Source organism: Heyndrickxia coagulans DSM 1 = ATCC 7050, assembly GCF_000290615.1.
In the GTDB taxonomy this organism is placed as follows: domain Bacteria; phylum Bacillota; class Bacilli; order Bacillales; family Bacillaceae_C; genus Weizmannia; species Weizmannia coagulans.
The window spans coordinates 1-17,730 of the sequence record NZ_ALAS01000091.1; the positions used below are offsets into that span (position 1 = coordinate 1).

Here is a 17,730-nt window from a genome sequence, read left to right on the forward strand (position 1 = left end):
CCGAAATTCATCTCCCACCTACTCATTGGTGCGATTCGCACCTTCACATTCCTTGAGGATGGGAGACTTCTTTCGGAAAGCCGTTAAATTGCGATGTTTGCGGATAAATCTATTAATCTCTCCTGAAAATATGCGCCGGCTGGCTTTCATCCTTCTGCTGGTGCCGCATTCATTCGGCATGGGCGTCTGTTTGCAAATTTGGGTGCAGCAGCGTTTGATTTAAAGCCAAATCGTCCAACGTCTTTGGAGAAAACTTCACACTGCCTCATGAGGGCTTTGGAAAAAATTTTAATGCCGTCTTTTGAGATAACAACGCCGTTTGTTTTCGTAAGCCTCGTGATTTTTTATACGGTATCCGGCGTCTGGACGCCCCGCCTTTTACTAACATGATCGATTGTCGGCCGGAGTTTCATTTAAAGGCACCATTGAAAACGATTCCGTGTCGTGAGCTTGTGGCCATTTTACTAAAACCGCCGGCAAATTTCCAGCTTCATCTAAAAATATGAAAAATGTAAAAATCGGAGTCAAAAAGAGTAAACGCTTTATCCGCAGATCCTTCCGTTTCTCTCCCCCCTCTTTAAACCACAAAATCGACTGCAACATTGCAGCCGATTTTGTTTCAAAGCTTTAATTCCCCCATGCGGAGTAATTCAACAACAGCTTGCGAGCGCCCCTTGACTCCCAATTTCTGCATGGCATTGGAAATATGATTTCGAACTGTTTTTTCGCTGATAAACAATTCGCTTGCGATTTCTTTTGTTGTCTTGTCTTGTACTAACAGCTCGAATACTTCTTTTTCTCTTTTTGTCAGCAGCGGTTTATGTGTGAAATCGTTGTCCTTCAACTATGATAACCCTCCTTGCCTTCGCCAGCTCTAAACCGCGGGGATGGGTATTTTGGTTGTCACAATATCTTATGTTTTAGCGCAGCCGGGAGTGACTTGGCGAGGCAAGGAACAGCACAAATCAGCAAAAAAGGGCGGATACCGGAAATCCCTTCTGTGCAAAAGAAGAATGAAGCATTATCCGGCATTGTAAACTGGCAGTTATGGATTCTGTTTATGGCCTGTACGAAGACGGCAAAGCAGGCAAGCAATTGTTGTAAAAAATACCACGTATTGCCGCTCTTTTCTCCGCTCGAATTAATCCCCAACGCACGCACTTAAGTTTATATTATACGGCGGGATGGACTCTTTCGTTCAGTTGCCGGATGAGACATAAGCTTGCGGGTCGGCGAATCTCGCTTTTTCTTCCGCCGTCCACGGTTTTCCTTTTCCGGTTGCGGCCGAAATTTGCACCATTGTCCCGCGCCCGGTAAAACAGATTTCATCCGCTTCATTTTTCGCCATATAGTGCAAGTCAACGGACGAATTGCCGATTTTCGAGACTTTTACATAAATGCGGAGCTTGTCATTGAAAAAAACCTGCTGCAAAAAATCACACTGCAAATCCGCCACGACCGGGATGGATCCGGTGCCTCTTTTTGCCCAGTCGCCCATAAACCCGAGCTGCTGGAGAAATTCAATCCGCGCTTGTTCAAAATAAATAAACGGAACGGTATTGTTCATATGGCCGAACATATCGGTTTCGGAAAAACGGACCGTCACCGGGAGATAAAACGAAAATCCTTCTTCCCAGGCCTCCCAGTCATCAATATAAGAGATATGTTTTTTCAATGGAATGCCTCCTTTTAATGAGTGAACAGCCATTCATTTTTTGTTTGAAAAAGAGCGCCACATCGTACTGTTTCCGCTTTGATGTGGCACTTTCGGCATTAGTCAACCGTATGGTCACTGCCAAAGAATTTTTTAAACATATAAATGGTTGTTTCACGGTTTAACGCTGCGATGGATGTTGTCAGCGGGATACCTTTCGGGCAGACTTGCACACAGTTTTGCGAGTTGCCACAATTGGCAAGGCCGCCGTCAACCATGATCGCTTCAAGCCGTTCATCACGGTTCATATGACCGGTCGGGTGCGCATTAAATAACCGTACTTGCGAAAGCGGGGCCGGCCCGATAAAGTTTGAACGGCTGTTGACATTCGGGCAGGCTTCCAAACATACGCCGCACGTCATGCATTTTGCCAGTTCATAAGCCCACTGCCTTTTTTTCTCCGGCATGCGCGGCCCTTCCCCTAAGTCGTAAGTGCCGTCAATCGGAATCCAGGCTTTCACTTTTTTCAGCGAGTCGAACATGCGGCTGCGGTCAATTTGCAAATCTCTTACAACCGGGAAGGTCCGCATCGGGGCAAGGCGGATCGGCTGCTCCAGTTTGTCCACAAGCGCTGAACAAGCCTGGCGCGGCTTGCCGTTAATCACCATGGAACAGGCGCCGCAAACTTCTTCCAAACAGTTCATTTCCCAAACAACAGGTGTTGTTTTTTCCCCTTTGGCATTGACCGGATTCCGGCGGATTTCCATCAGGGCCGAAATGACATTCATATTCGGCCGGTACGGAACTTCAAACGTTTCGTCGTATGGTTCTGATTCCGGATTATCCTGGCGTTGTATGATAAATGTAACGGTTTTTTGTTCACCCATCCTTATTCTCCTCTTTCCTTATGAAATCACCCGGGCAAAAGCCGGAAAAAGTCCGCTTTCGCCCGATCCGAATCAGTGCTTCTTCGTGTAGTCGCGCACGCGCGGCTTGATCAGCGATACATCCACATCTTCATAGCTGAAAACCGGCTCATTGTTCACAGGGTCATAATTTGCCATCGTCGTTTTCAGCCATTCTTCGTCGTTGCGGTCCGGAAAATCAGGTTTATAGTGGGCGCCGCGGCTTTCATTACGGTTCAGGGCGCCGATCGTAATGACGCGCGCCAGCTGCAGCATGTTATACAGCTGCCGTGTAAACGAAGCCGCCTGGTTGCTCCATTTCGATGTATCTACAACATTAATATTTTTCCATCTTTCCATTAATTCCTGAATCTTTTCGTCCGTTTTCTTCAGACGGTCATTGTAACGGACAACCGTCACATTGTCTGTCATCCATTCGCCCAGTTCCTTATGCAACACATAGGCATTTTCGGTTCCGTCAAGCGACAATATATCGTTCCATTTTTTCTCCTGTTCCTGGACAGCACGTTCAAAGACGGTTGACGGCAGTGCATTCGCGCTCTTTTCAAGCCCGTCGATGTAGTTGACAGCTTCAGGCCCGGCTACCATCCCGCCATAGATGGCAGAAAGCAGGGAGTTTGCCCCTAAGCGGTTCGCGCCGTGCATCGAGTAGTCGCATTCGCCTGCTGCGAACAGCCCCGGAATGCTCGTATGCTGCTTATAGTCCACCCATAATCCGCCCATGGAATAGTGGACGGCCGGGAATACTTTCATCGGCACTTTATGCGGGTCATCGCCGACAAATTTTTCATAGATTTCAATAATCCCGCCCAGTTTAACGTCCAGTTCATGCGGATCTTTGTGCGACAAATCGAGATAGACCATGTTCTCGCCGTTAATTCCGAGTTTCAAGTCCACGCAGACATGGAAAATTTCACGGGTTGCAATATCGCGCGGCACGAGGTTCCCGTATGCCGGATATTTTTCTTCCAGGAAATACCACGGTTTGCCGTCTTTGTACGTCCAGATGCGCCCGCCTTCCCCGCGTGCGGATTCACTCATCAGCCGCAGTTTGTCATCACCTGGGATAGCAGTCGGGTGGATCTGGATAAATTCGCCGTTCGCATACGTTGCGCCCTGCTGGTATACAATAGAAGCCGCCGAGCCGGTATTGATCATCGAGTTGGTCGACTTCCCGAAAATAATGCCAAGGCCGCCTGATGCCATAATGACAGCATCCGCAGGAAAAGCTTTGATTTCCATTGTGGTCAGGTTTTGCGAAACAATGCCGCGGCAGATGCCTTCATCGTCTTTGATAATGCCGAGAAATTCCCAGCCTTCGTATTTCGTGACAAGCCCGTCCACTTCATGGCGCCTTACCTGTTCATCCAATGCGTATAAAAGCTGCTGGCCGGTTGTCGCGCCTGCAAATGCTGTGCGGTGGTGCTGGGTGCCGCCGAAACGCCTGAAGTCCAAAAGCCCTTCCGACGTGCGGTTGAACATGACACCCATCCGGTCAAACAAGTGGATAATCCCCGGCGCCGCTTCGCACATCGCTTTTACCGGCGGCTGGTTGGCAAGGAAGTCGCCCCCGTATACCGTATCGTCAAAGTGGATCCATGGCGAATCCCCTTCCCCTTTTGTATTGACAGCGCCGTTAATGCCGCCCTGTGCGCAAACAGAGTGCGACCTTTTTACCGGCACTAAAGAAAACAGATCAACCTGCCGGCCTGCTTCTGCAATTTTTACAGTCGCCATCAAACCGGCAAGCCCTCCGCCGACAACAATGATTTTGCCATTAGCCAACTTGATTCACTCCCTTTTCATACTTGATGCCTCTTACAAACCAGTAGACTGCTATTTTTCGAGTCTTTTCATTATGCAAATGCTAATAAAGCCCTGACGCCGACAACGGAAAGCAGCACAAAGACCACGATCATCACATATGTGGAAATTTGCTGTGACCGGCGTGACTGTGTAATGCCCCAGCTGACCAGGAACGACCAGAGACCGTTGGCAAAGTGGAAAATGGCAGCCACTGTCCCAATTATGTACCAGGCGAGCATCCAACGATTTGCTAAAAGATTTGCCATCAGATCAAAATTCAATTCCTTGCCAAGCGCCATTTGAATGCGTGTTTCATAGATGTGAAATACGAGAAAGATCAGGACCAGCACACCGCTGATTCTTTGCAATAGGTACATCCAGTTCCGGAAGTAGCCCATCGTGCCGACATTGCTCGATGCCGTAAACGAAATGTATAAGCCGTAAATTGCATGGAACAGAAGCGGCAGATAAATGAATACTACTTCCACAAAAAGCAGGAACGGCAGGTTTTCCATAAAACCGGCTGCTTTATTGAAGGCAGCAGCACCGTTTACCGCATAGTGGTTTACGGTCAAGTGGATGACTAAAAATAAGCCGATGGGTACAACACCCAGCAAAGAATGCAGTTTGCGGTTATAAAACTCTCGATTTCCAGCCACATTGTATCCCCCTTTGTAGTGTGAATTTATGCAAAGAAGACAAATTTTGCATGGCTTCCTCCCGCATAAATATTTTATAACAATTATGTGACAGTTTTATTGTACTCCCGACAAATGGGCACGTCAAGGAAACGCATTCATGAATTTGCGCTGAAAATGCCGTTTATTTGTCATATTTGTCAGTCTTTCTTCCATTTTTTTAAAATTTTTTCAGTATAGCTCTTTTGCCATATGCTTTTGCATAAAAAAGGAATTTTTATCCAAGGCTTGTCTTTTTTCATCGGATTTTACCGCAACCGGTACCACTTCCCCGTATAACGCGGAAACCGGCGGAAAAAGTTCCTTTTATTTTTGTGTATACTTAAAAAATGCTTTTAAGTCCGGTTTTATTTTGTATATAATATAGCATATAGAAAGAGGGGAATTGCGTGAAATCTTCTGGCGGAAATGAACAAACCGTTGCGGAACAGCTGATGGTACCCACATTCGGATATGAGCTGTTGCGCAATATATTAATTCCGGATATACTCGGCAAGGAAACGCCGGATATTCTGTACTGGGCGGGAAAACATTTGGCAAGAAAATTCCAGTTGCTTACCTATGAAGAAATGGTTTCTTTTTTCAAAGAGGCCGGCTGGGGAACGTTGTCAATCAAAAAAGAAGAGAAATATCATATTGAATTTGAGTTATCCGGGCCGATGATTGAACGGCAGCTGGATATGGGCGCAGGCGCAGAACCGACATTCAAGCTTGAAGCCGGGTTTTTGGCCGAGCAGTACCAGATGCAGAAAAAACTGATCACGGAAGCTGTGGAAGAAGTTGCGAAAAAGGCAAAAAAAATCCGGATCACCGTGCAGTGGGATGCGAAAGACCCGGCCGAGGAATAAATATGAAAAAGCAGGGGGCTCCCCTGCTTTTTCATATTTTCATATATTTTGTTCCACTGCATCCAGTTCAAATGCTTCATGCAGGCACCGGGCGGCCCGGACCATTTCTTTTGCATCGACAACGGTGGATACTTTGATCTCGGACGTGCTGATCATTTTAATCGCAATGCCGTGGTCGGCCAGAACCTGGAACATTTTTGCCGCAACGCCTGGGTTGGAAACCATGCCCGAGCCGATGATGGACACTTTTGCGAGGCCGGTTTCCGTTTCAAAATGGTCGATGCTGAGGGCTTCTTTCCCGGCTTCCAAAAGATCGGCCGTTTCTTTTAGATCTTTATCTTTTATCGAAAATGATAAATATGTTTTATGGTCCGCCGTCCGGTTCTGGATGATGATATCGACATCAATATGGTGTTCCGCCAGTGTCGTGAATATATCCGGCAAATTCCGGAAGCCGTTTTCCAGCCCGAAAATGGTTACCCTTGTAATGCCGTCTTCAAATGCAACGCCGCGGACAATTAAATTTTTTTCCACCGAAACTTCCTCCTCTATTAACGTGCCTTCCTCCCTTTCAAGGCTCGAACAAACGATCAGCGGCACAGCCGCATTTTTGGCAAACTCCACCGCCCTTGCATGCAGGACGCCCGCCCCGAGGCTCGCCAGTTCAAGCATCTCATCGTAGGATACAGCCTTAAGCTTCCGGGCAGTCGGAATATAGCGCGGGTCGGACGTAAACACGCCGGTTACATCCGTGTAGATCAGGCAGCGGTCGGCATGAAGCGCTGCTGCAAGCGCCACTGCCGTTGTATCCGAGCCGCCCCTGCCGAGCGTCGCAATTTCGCCTTCCGGGGTAATGCCCTGAAACCCGGCGACAACGACAATTTGCCCGGCTGCCAGACGGGATTTGATTTTTTCAGTCCGGATTTCCGTGATCCGGGCGTTTCCGTGCACGGGTTCCGTTATAATGCCGGCCTGCCAACCGGTATAAGAAACGGCATCGTAGCCGCGATCGATCAGCGCCATGGCGACAAGCGAAATCGTCACCTGTTCGCCGGTTGAAAGCAGCATATCCATTTCGCGTTTTGCAGGATACGCCGAAAGTTCATTTGCAAGCCCGACAAGCTGGTCCGTTGTTTTGCCCATCGCGGAGACAACGACGACAACATCATGGCCTTTTTCCTTTTCTTCAATAATCCGGTCGACCGTATTCCGGATCCTTTCCACATTTCCAACCGAAGTTCCCCCGAATTTCTGAACAATGATTCCCAATAACTCCGCCACCTTCTGCAGTTTATAAGTAAGATGAGGCTGTCAGATTGAAAGCAAAGCAACTTGGCGCCCATTTAAAAAAAAGCAATGAGAACGGATATCTCATCGCTTTTGCATACGCGGGTACGCAGTTATTCCTGTGAGATAGCGCTCCAAGACATTTCATCCTGACAGTTCCGGACTTCTTCAGTACAGAACCAGCAAAAACGGCATTGAGGCCATTTCCACTTCGGCAAAACTTCCTTTCAGGAACGATCCCGGAAGCCCAATCTTCTCCCGTTCCTTACTCTTAAGTTTTGCGCCTCTATCATGTAACGGCTTTGCCGGACGCCGGGATATCCGCTCCCGAAAGTCTGAAACAAAGCCTGCCATATGAAATTATCATGATTATACCATATACGGAAAAACCCTGCTAGGTTATTCTTGTAATTTTTTGATTAATGTTTCGGATACCGGGCGCGGGATGCCCGCTTCCACAAATTCTTCCAACTTCGCTTGCTTCATTTTCTTTAAGGAACCAAAGTGGCGGAGCAGTTGTTTTTTCCGTTTCGGTCCGATGCCCGGAATATCGTCAAGCGCCGATTGAAATGCGGATTTTCCGCGCAATTCCCTGTGGAACGTAATCGCAAACCGGTGCACTTCATCCTGGATGCGCTGGAGCAGGTAAAATTCCTGGCTGTTCCGCCCGAGCGGCACGACTTCCAGCGGGTTGCCGAACAAAAGCTGCGATGTATTGTGCTTCTCATCCTTTGCCAGGCCGCCGAGCGGAATCTCAAGCCCGAGCTCATTTTCGAGCACATCCCTTGCCGCGTCAATTTGCCCTTTTCCACCGTCAATGATGATGAGGTCCGGAAGCGGCAAGTTTTCCCTCAGGGCACGGATGTAACGGCGGCGGATCACTTCGCGCATCGATTCATAATCATCCGGCCCTTCCACCGTTTTGATTTTATATTTGCGGTATTCTTTTTTTGCCGGCTTGCCGTCCACAAACACGACCATCGCCGAAACCGGGTTTGTCCCCTGGATATTCGAATTATCGAACGCTTCAATCCGGTGCGGCGTATAGATGCCGAGCTTTTCGCCTAGATTTTCAACGGCTTTGATCGTCCGTTCCTCGTCCCGTTCAATCAACGCAAATTTTTCTTTCAAAGCAATCTTTGCGTTTTTCTCGGCCATTAACACAAGTTCCCGTTTCTGGCCTTTTTTTGGCTGGAGCACTTTGATTTCCAGCAGTTGTTCTGCCAGTTCCCGGTCTGCTTTTTCCGTAATCAGCACTTCTTTCGGCTTAATATGCTCCGGTTTGGCGTAAAACTGCCCCAAATAGCTCAAAAATTCCTCTTCCGGCTCATCGTAAGACGGAAAAAGCGAGACATCCCGTTCAATCAGCTTTCCTTGGCGCATGAAAAACACCTGGACACACATCCAGCCTTTATCCACTGCGTAGCCGAAAATGTCGCGGTCCGTAAAATCCGTCATGGTAATTTTCTGTTTTTCCATCGTCATTTCAATATTGGCGATCTGGTCGCGGTATTCTTTTGCCCGCTCAAATTCAAGTTTTTCAGCAGCCTCATGCATTTTTTCTTCCAGTTCTTTTTTGATTTCCGTGTAGCCCCCGTTCAAAAAGCGGGTAATTTGGTCGGTGATCTCTTTGTATGTTTCTTCTTTCACCTCATTGACACACGGCGCAAGGCACTGGCCCAAATGGTAATAAAGGCAGACGCGGTCCGGCATATTGGTGCATTTCCGCAAAGGATACAACCGGTCCAGCAGCTTTTTTGTTTCATTGGCCGCCTGCACGTTCGGATACGGGCCAAAATATTTTCCCTTATCTTTCTTCACTTTCCGGGTGGTGATCAGACGCGGGTGGCGTTCATGGGTCAGCTTAATATACGGGTATGTTTTATCATCTTTTAGCATGATGTTGTATTTCGGGTCATGCTTTTTGATTAAGTTGATTTCAAGAATAAGGGCTTCAATATTGGAAGAAGTGACAATATACTCAAAGTCTTCGATCTCGCTGACAAGCCGCTGCGTTTTTGCGTCATGCGAACCGGAAAAGTAAGAGCGGACACGGTTTTTTAAAATTTTGGCCTTCCCGACATAAATGATGGTCCCCTGTCTGTCTTTCATTAAGTAGCAGCCGGGCTGGGCGGGCAGGAGGGCAAGTTTATTGCGGATCGTTTCGTTCAATTTTTCTTCACCTCAAAATCCTGCGTTCTGTAAAAAACCCGGACCACAGCCGGTCCGGATTTTAAATGCATTTGCTCACGGCTTGAAGCCGCGCGTTTATTGTATTATAAATGTTTGTTCACTAATTCTTGCAAAGCTTCTTTCGGCTGGTAACCGATCACTTTGTCGACCGGTTTGCCGTCTTTCATGAGAACAAGGGTCGGAATGCTCATGATGCCGAATTTGCTGGCTGTTTCCTGGTTCTCGTCAACGTCCACTTTGACAATTTTCACCTTGTCGCCCATTTCAGCATCGATTTCTTCAAGTACCGGTGCAATCATTTTGCACGGGCCGCACCATGTTGCCCAAAAATCCGTTAATACCAAACCTTGGCTGACTTCCTGATCGAAAGTCGCGTCGGTAGCATGTGTAATTGCCATATTGAAAGAACCCTCCTAAATCAAACTATTACTGCTTGGGATTAGTATATCATCCTTTATCATATGTTGCGAACAATTTGTCCGGTCCAGGTAAGCAGTAATGATTTTATTATTTTATACCCTTTTTCCGCGAATATCCAACAGAAAACAGGCCCGGAACGATTTTTTTCGTCCGGGCCCGGGATTTACGCCGATGTGACTTTCAGTTTTTTGATTTCTTCCGTGAGAAGCGGGACCACTTCAAACAGGTCGCCGACGATGCCGTAGTCCGCTACGTTGAAGATGTTTGCTTCCGGATCTTTGTTAATGGCCACAATGACTTTTGAGTTGGACATGCCGGCCAAATGCTGGATGGCGCCGGAAATGCCGCATGCGATATACAAATCCGGTGTCACCACTTTGCCCGTCTGCCCGATTTGCAGGGAATAATCGCAGTATCCGGCGTCACATGCGCCGCGCGAAGCCCCAACCGCGCCGCCGAGCACATCGGCAAGCTCTTTCAGCGGTTTGAAGCCGTCCGCGCTTTTCACGCCGCGGCCGCCTGAAACGATGACTTTCGCTTCCGAAAGGTCAACCCCTTCACTTACTTTCCGGACTACTTCTTTGATGACCGTGCGCAAATCTTTAATTTCCGCCTGGACGGTTTCGATATCCCCTGTCCGCGATTCATCTTTTTCAAGCGGGCTGATGTTGTTCGGCCGGATGGTCGCAAAGATGATCCCGTCTGTTACGATCTTTTTCTCAAACGCTTTGCCGGAGTAAATCGGGCGGGTAAAGACGACATGTTCTCCGGCTGATTCCACTGCGGTCGCATCCGAAATCAGGCCGGCATCCAATTTAGCCGCTACTTTTGGGGCCAGGTCTTTGCCAAGCGCCGTATGGCCGATTAAGATGCCGTCCGGCTTTTCAGATTCGACAACCGCAAGCAATGCTTGGGAAAAACCGTCTGAAGAATAGCTTTTCAGCTTCTCGTCTTCCACCACGGCAACACGGTCAGCACCGTATTGAATCATGTCTTTCCCCAAATCTTTCACAGCGTCCCCGATCAAAACGCCGACTACTTCCCCGCCTTCCGCTACCGTTTTTCCGGCGGCAATGGTTTCATATGATACATTGCGGAGCGACCCGTCACGGACTTCGCCCACTACTAATACTTTTCGACTCATGCTGATCCCCTCCATTTCCGGTTTCTTCGCTTAAATCACTTTTGCTTCGGCATGCAATAATTGGACAAGTTCTTTTACCTGGTCGGCGATTTCGCCTTCAAGCACTTTTCCTGCTTCTTTTTTCGGCGGCAGGTAAACCTCGATAGTTTTGGTTTTCGGCTCCACGTCTTCTTCTTCAAGGTCAAGATCATCCAGTTCCAGTTCTTCAAGCGGTTTTTTCTTCGCTTTCATGATCCCCGGTAGCGAAGGATAACGCGGCTCATTTAAGCCCTGCTGCGCTGTGACGAGAAGCGGAAGGTCCGTTTCAATGATTTCGGAATCCCCTTCGACATCTCTTGTGACCGTCGCTTTGCCGCCGTCAATTTCCAGATTGGTAATTGTCGTTACATACGGGATGCCGAGCAACTCCGCCACCCGCGGTCCGACCTGTCCGGAAGCGTTGTCAATGGCGACATTCCCGCCGATAATGAGGTCTGGTTCCTGCTCTTTCAAATAAGCGGCAAGCACTTTTGACGTTGTGACCTGGTCGCTTGCTTCCACATCGTCTTCAATATTAATGAGGACTGCTTTATCCACACCCATCGCAAGCGCCGTCCGCAATTGCTTTTCGGCATCTTCATTGCCGACTGTGACCACTGTGACTTCGCCGCCCTGGGCATCCCGCACCTGGATGGCCTCTTCAACGGCGTATTCATCGTACGGGTTGATGATATATTCCGCCCCGTCATCCTGGATGCGGCCGTTTGCAATTGCAATCTTTTCTTCTGTGTCAAAGGTCCGTTTTAATAATACGAAGATATTCATGCCGTTCCCTCCCTGAATCGTTAAAAAATAAAATCATTTAAGCGCATACAAAATAAAAATGTTATGCCCCTGTAAAACGCGGTTCCCTTTTTTCAATAAAAGCTTTGATACCTTCCTCTGCATCTTTTGAGCCGAACAGCTCAAGAAAACGTGCGGATTCCTGCTCCAAGCCTTTTTCGTAATCATTTGTTTTTGCATAATTGACGAGTTCAATAGAGGCTTTCAGGGCCAGCGGGCTTTTCTTTGCAATTTTTTCAGCCAGCGCCTTTGCTTTCGGGAGCAGTTCCTCTTCCTTATAAGCATGGTTTGCAAGCCCCTGCTGCACGGCCTCCGTTCCGGTCAGCGGTTCGCTTGTCCACAGCATTTCAAACGCTTTGCCGCGCCCGATATACTTTGGCAGCCGCTGCGTTCCGGCAAAACCCGGCACAAGCCCGAGGCTCAGTTCCGGAAGGCCGAGCTTCGCATTTTCTGTGACAAGCCGGATATGGCATGCCATCGCAAGTTCGAGCCCGCCGCCAAGTGCCGCGCCGTGGATTGCGGCGATGACCGGTTTCGGGAACGCTTCCACTTTTTCGAACAATTCCTGGCCGGAAACCGCTATCGCATCGGAGCCGCCGGATTCCCTTAATTGGACAAATTCTTTAATATCCGCTCCCGCCGAGAAAAATCTTCCTTTCCCGTAAAGGAGCACGACCCGGGTTTCAGGATCGTTTTCAAGCTGGCCAAACGCTTGCGCAAGTTCTTTTAAAAGGGCCTGCGCAAGCGCGTTGGCGGGCGGCCTGTTCATTTCAATGCAGGCAACCGCATTTTCCCGTTTGATCGTAATAAATTCCATCCCGTCTCCAACCCCCTTGTGAAAGCTGCGGCAATTAAACCGCCGTTTTTTTGCCGCAGCCGTTAATGATCAATTGATGGACGGGAGCAGCCAGTGAAACGAGGTCGTATTTTTCTTTATTCATCACCCATGTCGTCACCGTTTCATCGACTGTCCCGAAAATCATCTGTCGGACGAGCCGGACGTCAAGCCCGGAATCGAATTCGCCTTTTTCCATGCCTTCGCGGATAATTTGGTCAAAGAGCGTCAAATATTCTTTCAGCACGCTGTTGATTTTAAGCCGCAGGTCTAAATTTGTCTGCCGCAGTTCCAGCTGGGTCACGACCGCCAAATGGTGGTCGGCGGCAAGGACTTTGAAGTGGTTTTCGATCATCTTGAGCAACTTTTCGGAAGGGGAAAGGTCCCCTGCAATATATTCGGAAACCTTTTCGATAAACAGCTGCATTTTTTCTTCAAACAAAGAAATCAGGATATCTTCTTTGTTTTTAAAATACAAATAAATTGTGCCGTCCGCTACGCCCGCCTGTTTTGCAATTTTTGAAACCTGTGCCTGATGATAGCCGTGTTGTGCGATAACCACCACTGCTGCATCAATAATTTGTTTGTACTTTGGCCTGTTTTTCCTCACGGGCTATCACCTTTCAATCTCATGATCTGTCAATTTGGCCGGCCGGTTTGATGGCGGCCGGAAAATGAATGACCATTCATTCATATTTTCATATTATACAGGAATGCAGCATTTGTCAAGTCCTGTTTATAAAAAATTTTCCTTAACCGATCTTCTCTCCTTCATTTTCCATCTTTTCTTTTTCTTCTGCAACCAATGAGCGCCGCAAAATTTTCCCGACGGCCGTTTTCGGCAGTTCATCCCGGAATTCGTAAATGCGCGGGACTTTATAGGCCGCCAGATATTGGCGCGCAAACCGGTCCAGTTCTTCTTCCGTTACTGCCATATTCTCTTTCAGCACAATATAGGCTTTGACGGTTTCCCCGCGGTACGGGTGCGGCACGCCGGCCACCACGGCTTCCTGGACGGCAGGGTGCTCATACAGCACTTCTTCTACTTCGCGCGGATAAATATTATAGCCGCCTGCAATGATGATGTCTTTTTTCCGGTCGACAATATAAAAATAACCTTCTTCGTCCATATAAGCCAGGTCCCCCGTAAACAGCCACCCGTCTTTCAGCACTTCCTGCGTTTCTTCCGGGCGGTTCCAGTAGCCTTTCATCACTTGCGGCCCTTTTACCGCCAGCTCGCCGACTTCACCGGGCGGCAACGGCCTGCCGTCTTCGAGCGACCGGATTTCGCAGTCCGTATCCGGCCATGGCACGCCGATGCTACCTTTGACGCGTTTTCCCCATACAAAATTGGCATGGGTGACGGGAGACGATTCACTGAGGCCATACCCTTCCACAAGCTTGCCGCCGGTTACCTCTTCAAATTTCTGCTGGACTTCTACCGGCAGCGGGGCAGAACCGCTGATGCATGCTTCAATCGATGACAAATCATATTCCTTGATTTTCGGGTGGTTTAAAAGCCCGATATAAATGGTTGGCGCACCCGGAAACAGGGTCGGCCGCTGTTTTTCGATCGTCTTCAGCAGCGACTCCGCATCAAAACGCGGAATTAAAATCATTTTAAAGCCCTGCATGACAGAAAGAATCAGCACGGTCGTCATGCCATACACGTGGAAAAACGGAAGCATGCCGAGCACCACTTCTTCTCCTTTTTTGGTCCTGTACATCCAGGCATCGCACATCGTCGCGTTTGCAATCAAATTCAGATGCGTCAGCATAACCCCTTTTGGCACGCCGGTTGTGCCGCCGGTGTACTGGAGAATCGCAAGGTCCTCTTCGATATCGAACGGCGTGTCAAGCGGTTCCGGAATTTCTTCCTTCATGATGTTCTTTAGCAAGTGATGGTGCCCGCCGTGCTGAACCCGTACTGTGACGCCCGTTTGCTTTTTCTGCATAAACGGGTAGATGACGTTTTTGGGAAAAGGCAAATAATCGCTGATAGCGGTTACAATAATATGTTCGAGATCGGTTTTCTCAAACACTTTTGCCACTGCCGGATACAGGAAATCAACCGTCAGGATGGCCTTCGCGCCGGAGTCTTTCAGCTGGTATTCCAGTTCCCTTTCCGTATACAGCGGATTCGCCATGACGGCTATCCCGCCCGTGTAAAGGATGCCGTAAAACCCGATGACGGCCTGCGGGGAATTCGGGAGCAGCACGGCAACCCTGTCGCCTTTTTCCACTCCGAGTTTTTTTAAATACCCGGCAAATTTGAGCGCAGCTTCGTACACTTCACGGTATGTCATTTCTTTCCCCATAAAATGGAGCGCTTTTTTGTCAGGATACTGCTCAGCTGCTTCGGTTAAAAATGCACAAACCGGTTTTCGCGGATACGTAAGAGAACCGGGTATTTCCGGCGGATATTGGGACAGCCATGGCCTGTCTGTCATTTGCATCAACTCCATTTTTGTATTTTTTTATTGACTTATTTTATTATAACGAAAATTGAAACCGCTGACAATTGTTTGCAGCCGAAACAGGAGAAGGATGCGCTCCTTCTCCTTGTTACGGGCTAATCTGCAACAAACAAATAAATGACGCCAAACAATGCAAAAACAGCACAGCAAACAAGCAAAACCTTTGCCAGCTTTTCGAGAAACAAAAGGCCCTCCCCCTTGCCCTTGAAGATTACTTGAATTCTACAATCGTGACGCCGCTGCCGCCTTCGCCCGGTTCCCCAAGGCGGATGCGTTTTACGGCGCGGTGATGTTTCAAAAATTCCTGTACCCCGTTCCGGAGCGCCCCTGTTCCTTTCCCGTGGATGATCGAAACGCGCGGATACCCGGCTAAAAGCGCATCATCAATATATTTTTCAACTTTTAAGAGTGCATCTTCATAACGCTCCCCGCGCAAGTCGAGTTCCAGGCTGACATGGGAATCGCGCCCCCTGACCGTTGCCAGGTGCTTCTCCGGCTGTTTTTGTTGCGGCGGCCGGATATATTCCATGTCGGATTCTTTTACTTTCATTTTCAAAATGCCCATTTGCACGAGCCACTCGCCGCCTGCCGTTTGTTCAAGCAGCGTGCCTTTCTGGTTGAAACTGAGCACTTTGACTTCGTCGCCCGGCTGGTAGACATGCTGTTTCTTTGCCTTTGCCGCCGGTTTGCGGTCCAGTTTCGGCGCCAGTTCCTCCAGCTGTTTTCTTGCATCAATCAGTTCATGTTCTTTCACATTGGCTTTGGATTCAAGCTGCATTTTCCGCAAATCGCGGATAATCTCTTCCGCTTTTTCCTTTGCCTCTTCCACCACTTTTGCTGCTTTTTTCTCCGCTTTTCCATACAGCTCATCGCGGCGGGCATAAAACTGTCTCATTTGTTTTTGCAAATCATGGTGCAGCCTCTCGGCATCCTCCAACAGTTTCTGCGCTTCCTGCCGTTCTTTTTCCGCCTCGCGCCTCGCCGATTCGAGCGCGGCAATCATATTTTCGACCTCGTTCGTGTCCGCGCCGATTAATGATTGGGCGTGTGCAATGACGGACGGGGAGAGCCCGAGGCGCCTTGAGATTTCAAACGCATTGCTCCGGCCGGGAACGCCGATTAAAAGCCGGTATGTCGGGCTTAATGTTTCCACATCAAACTCGACGCTTGCATTGACGACACCTTCGCGGTTGTAGGCGTATGCCTTCAGTTCCGGGTAGTGGGTGGTGGCGACAACGCGGGCCCCCCTTTTGTACACTTCGTCCAAAATTGAAATCGCAAGGGCAGCCCCTTCCTGCGGGTCGGTGCCGGCGCCGAGCTCATCAAACAGGACGAGCGACTGATCGTCGACCCGTTTCAGGATTTCAACGATATTTGTCATATGGGAGGAGAAGGTGCTAAGGCTTTGCTCAATCGACTGTTCATCACCGATATCGGCAAATACTTCTTTAAAAACAGCCATTTCCGAACCGTCCAAGGCGGGAATTTGCAGCCCGGCCTGCGCCATGAGCGTGCACAGCCCGATTGTCTTCAGCGTAATCGTTTTTCCGCCTGTATTCGGGCCGGTTATTACAATTGTCGTATAATCCTGCCCGAGCGTAATATCATTCGGCACCACTTTATCAGCCGGAAGCAGCGGATGGCGCGCTTTGAACATACGGATGGCGCCGTGGTTGTTGATCACCGGTTTCGAACCTTTAATGGACCGGCCGTATAAAGCTTTGGCAAACATAAAGTCAAAATCGGCGAGAATTTCGACGATAGTGTTAAGCTCCCCGCCGGCTGCTGCCACTGCGGCGGACAATTCGCTTAAAATCCTTTCAATCTCCTGCTGTTCTTTTAAATGCCATTCACGCAGCTGGTTATTCAAGTCCACGACCGATTGCGGCTCAATGAACAAAGTCTGCCCGGAAGAAGACTGGTCATGGACGATTCCCCCGTAATTTGCCCGGTATTCCTGTTTTACCGGGATGACATAGCGATCATTCCGGATCGTAATAATCGCATCCGACAGCATTTTCGCCGCATTTTTGCCGCGAATATAGCCTTCCAGTTTTTCACGGATGCGCCGTTCCGTGCCGCGCAGCCCGTGGCGGATTTGGCGCAGCGTTTCGCTTGCAGTGTCCAGTATTTCCCCGTTTTCATCCACCGCATTCCGGATGTCATGTTCAAGCGGAGTAAGGACCGCAATTCTGTCCGCCATACTTGTTAAGGTTAAGATCGGCAGTGCTGTTTCTTCTTCCGCGATTCCTTCAATAAACCGTTTCATCGTCCGGCTGACATGGATGGTGCTCGCAATCTGCACCAGTTCCTGCGGGTTCAGCCTGCCGCCGATCGCCGCTCTTTTCAGGTGGCGGCGGATGTCATAAATGCCTGAAAGCGGCACATGCCCTTTTAAACGCAGTACTTGTGCCGCTTCATCCGTCTCTTCCTGCATCCGGACCACTTCTTCGTAGGAAGAGGAGGGGAAAAGGGCTTCAATTTTTTCGGCCCCAAGCGGTGAAGAAGCGTGCGCAAGCAGCAGATTTTTAATTTTATCAAACTCGAGTGTTTTGATGATTTTATGTTGCATCTATTCGTCCTCCATGCATTCCGGATTCCAGCGTTTCGGAAAACTGCC

General features: G+C 49.0%; 16 protein-coding genes and 1 riboswitch. Of the genes, 2 read left to right on the forward strand and 14 right to left on the reverse strand.

The window, feature by feature from the left end:
* A partial coding sequence (locus IC21_RS17195) for a hypothetical protein (RefSeq protein ID WP_235801101.1) occupies window positions 1-223 on the forward strand: 223 nt, incomplete at its 5' end.
* A gap of 396 nt (window positions 224-619) precedes the next feature.
* Here IC21_RS17195 and IC21_RS03855 read toward each other — a convergent pair.
* From IC21_RS03855 to IC21_RS03880, 5 genes are all read right to left on the reverse strand, one after another.
* Window positions 620-844: a helix-turn-helix domain-containing protein gene (locus tag IC21_RS03855; protein ID WP_014097816.1), complete on the reverse strand. Its 225-nt coding sequence runs from the start codon at window positions 842-844 to the stop codon at window positions 620-622.
* A 354-nt stretch (window positions 845-1,198) separates the two neighbouring features.
* Entirely contained in the window at window positions 1,199-1,675 is a 477-nt protein-coding gene (locus IC21_RS03865; RefSeq protein ID WP_029142320.1) for an acyl-CoA thioesterase, read from the reverse strand.
* A gap of 98 nt (window positions 1,676-1,773) precedes the next feature.
* A complete protein-coding gene (gene sdhB, locus IC21_RS03870; RefSeq protein ID WP_029142319.1) occupies window positions 1,774-2,541 on the reverse strand; it encodes a succinate dehydrogenase iron-sulfur subunit in 768 nt (255 codons plus the stop codon).
* 72 nt (window positions 2,542-2,613) lie between these two features.
* A complete protein-coding gene (gene sdhA / locus IC21_RS03875; RefSeq protein WP_029142318.1) occupies window positions 2,614-4,365 on the reverse strand; it encodes a succinate dehydrogenase flavoprotein subunit in 1,752 nt (583 codons plus the stop codon).
* A gap of 71 nt (window positions 4,366-4,436) precedes the next feature.
* Complete coding sequence (locus IC21_RS03880; protein ID WP_017553822.1) at window positions 4,437-5,045, reverse strand: succinate dehydrogenase cytochrome b558 subunit; 609 nt, start codon at window positions 5,043-5,045, stop codon at window positions 4,437-4,439.
* Window positions 5,046-5,473: 428 nt separating this feature from the next.
* Between IC21_RS03880 and IC21_RS03885 the strand changes: the two genes are divergently transcribed.
* Entirely contained in the window at window positions 5,474-5,932 is a 459-nt protein-coding gene (locus IC21_RS03885; RefSeq protein WP_029142317.1) for a YslB family protein, read from the forward strand.
* Window positions 5,933-5,971: 39 nt separating this feature from the next.
* Here IC21_RS03885 and IC21_RS03890 read toward each other — a convergent pair whose 3' ends face one another.
* From IC21_RS03890 to IC21_RS03930, 9 genes are all read right to left on the reverse strand, one after another.
* Window positions 5,972-7,201, reverse strand: coding sequence for an aspartate kinase (locus IC21_RS03890; protein ID WP_013859866.1), 1,230 nt, complete (start codon window positions 7,199-7,201; stop codon window positions 5,972-5,974).
* 137 nt (window positions 7,202-7,338) lie between these two features.
* A riboswitch (Lysine riboswitch) is annotated at window positions 7,339-7,516 on the reverse strand.
* Between the two features lie 102 nt (window positions 7,517-7,618).
* On the reverse strand, window positions 7,619-9,391 hold the full coding sequence (uvrC, locus tag IC21_RS03895; RefSeq protein WP_013859868.1) for an excinuclease ABC subunit UvrC: 1,773 nt from the start codon (window positions 9,389-9,391) through the stop codon (window positions 7,619-7,621).
* A 104-nt stretch (window positions 9,392-9,495) separates the two neighbouring features.
* Complete coding sequence (trxA, locus tag IC21_RS03900; RefSeq protein WP_013859869.1) at window positions 9,496-9,810, reverse strand: thioredoxin; 315 nt, start codon at window positions 9,808-9,810, stop codon at window positions 9,496-9,498.
* Window positions 9,811-9,995: 185 nt separating this feature from the next.
* The gene (locus IC21_RS03905; protein WP_017553825.1) at window positions 9,996-10,976 is read right to left on the reverse strand and encodes an electron transfer flavoprotein subunit alpha/FixB family protein; all 981 of its coding nucleotides are present in this window, start codon (window positions 10,974-10,976) and stop codon (window positions 9,996-9,998) included.
* Between the two features lie 30 nt (window positions 10,977-11,006).
* Window positions 11,007-11,780 carry an electron transfer flavoprotein subunit beta/FixA family protein gene (locus IC21_RS03910; RefSeq protein ID WP_013859871.1) on the reverse strand — a complete coding sequence of 258 codons (774 nt, stop codon included), beginning with the start codon at window positions 11,778-11,780 and terminating at the stop codon, window positions 11,007-11,009.
* A gap of 61 nt (window positions 11,781-11,841) precedes the next feature.
* Window positions 11,842-12,615, reverse strand: a complete 774-nt coding sequence (locus tag IC21_RS03915; RefSeq protein WP_019720777.1) for an enoyl-CoA hydratase — start codon at window positions 12,613-12,615, stop codon at window positions 11,842-11,844.
* Window positions 12,616-12,649: 34 nt separating this feature from the next.
* Window positions 12,650-13,243 (reverse strand): fatty acid metabolism transcriptional regulator FadR, encoded by a 594-nt coding sequence (gene fadR, locus IC21_RS03920; protein WP_029142316.1) that lies wholly within the window; start codon window positions 13,241-13,243, stop codon window positions 12,650-12,652.
* A gap of 142 nt (window positions 13,244-13,385) precedes the next feature.
* Entirely contained in the window at window positions 13,386-15,083 is a 1,698-nt protein-coding gene (locus tag IC21_RS03925; protein WP_029142315.1) for an AMP-binding protein, read from the reverse strand.
* Between the two features lie 238 nt (window positions 15,084-15,321).
* Window positions 15,322-17,682, reverse strand: coding sequence for an endonuclease MutS2 (locus IC21_RS03930; RefSeq protein WP_029142314.1), 2,361 nt, complete (start codon window positions 17,680-17,682; stop codon window positions 15,322-15,324).
* Window positions 17,683-17,730: the final 48 nt, after the last annotated feature.

Coding starts and splice junctions, on each gene's coding strand:
- sdhB (WP_029142319.1), bottom strand. CDS start 2,541: ATGGGTGAACAAAAAACCGTTACATTTATCATACAACGCCAGGATAAT.
- trxA (WP_013859869.1), bottom strand. CDS start 9,810: ATGGCAATTACACATGCTACCGACGCGACTTTCGATCAGGAAGTCAGC.
- IC21_RS03905 (WP_017553825.1), bottom strand. CDS start 10,976: ATGAGTCGAAAAGTATTAGTAGTGGGCGAAGTCCGTGACGGGTCGCTC.
- IC21_RS03910 (WP_013859871.1), bottom strand. CDS start 11,780: ATGAATATCTTCGTATTATTAAAACGGACCTTTGACACAGAAGAAAAG.
- IC21_RS03915 (WP_019720777.1), bottom strand. CDS start 12,615: ATGGAATTTATTACGATCAAACGGGAAAATGCGGTTGCCTGCATTGAA.
- IC21_RS03925 (WP_029142315.1), bottom strand. CDS start 15,083: ATGACAGACAGGCCATGGCTGTCCCAATATCCGCCGGAAATACCCGGT.
- IC21_RS03930 (WP_029142314.1), bottom strand. CDS start 17,682: ATGCAACATAAAATCATCAAAACACTCGAGTTTGATAAAATTAAAAAT.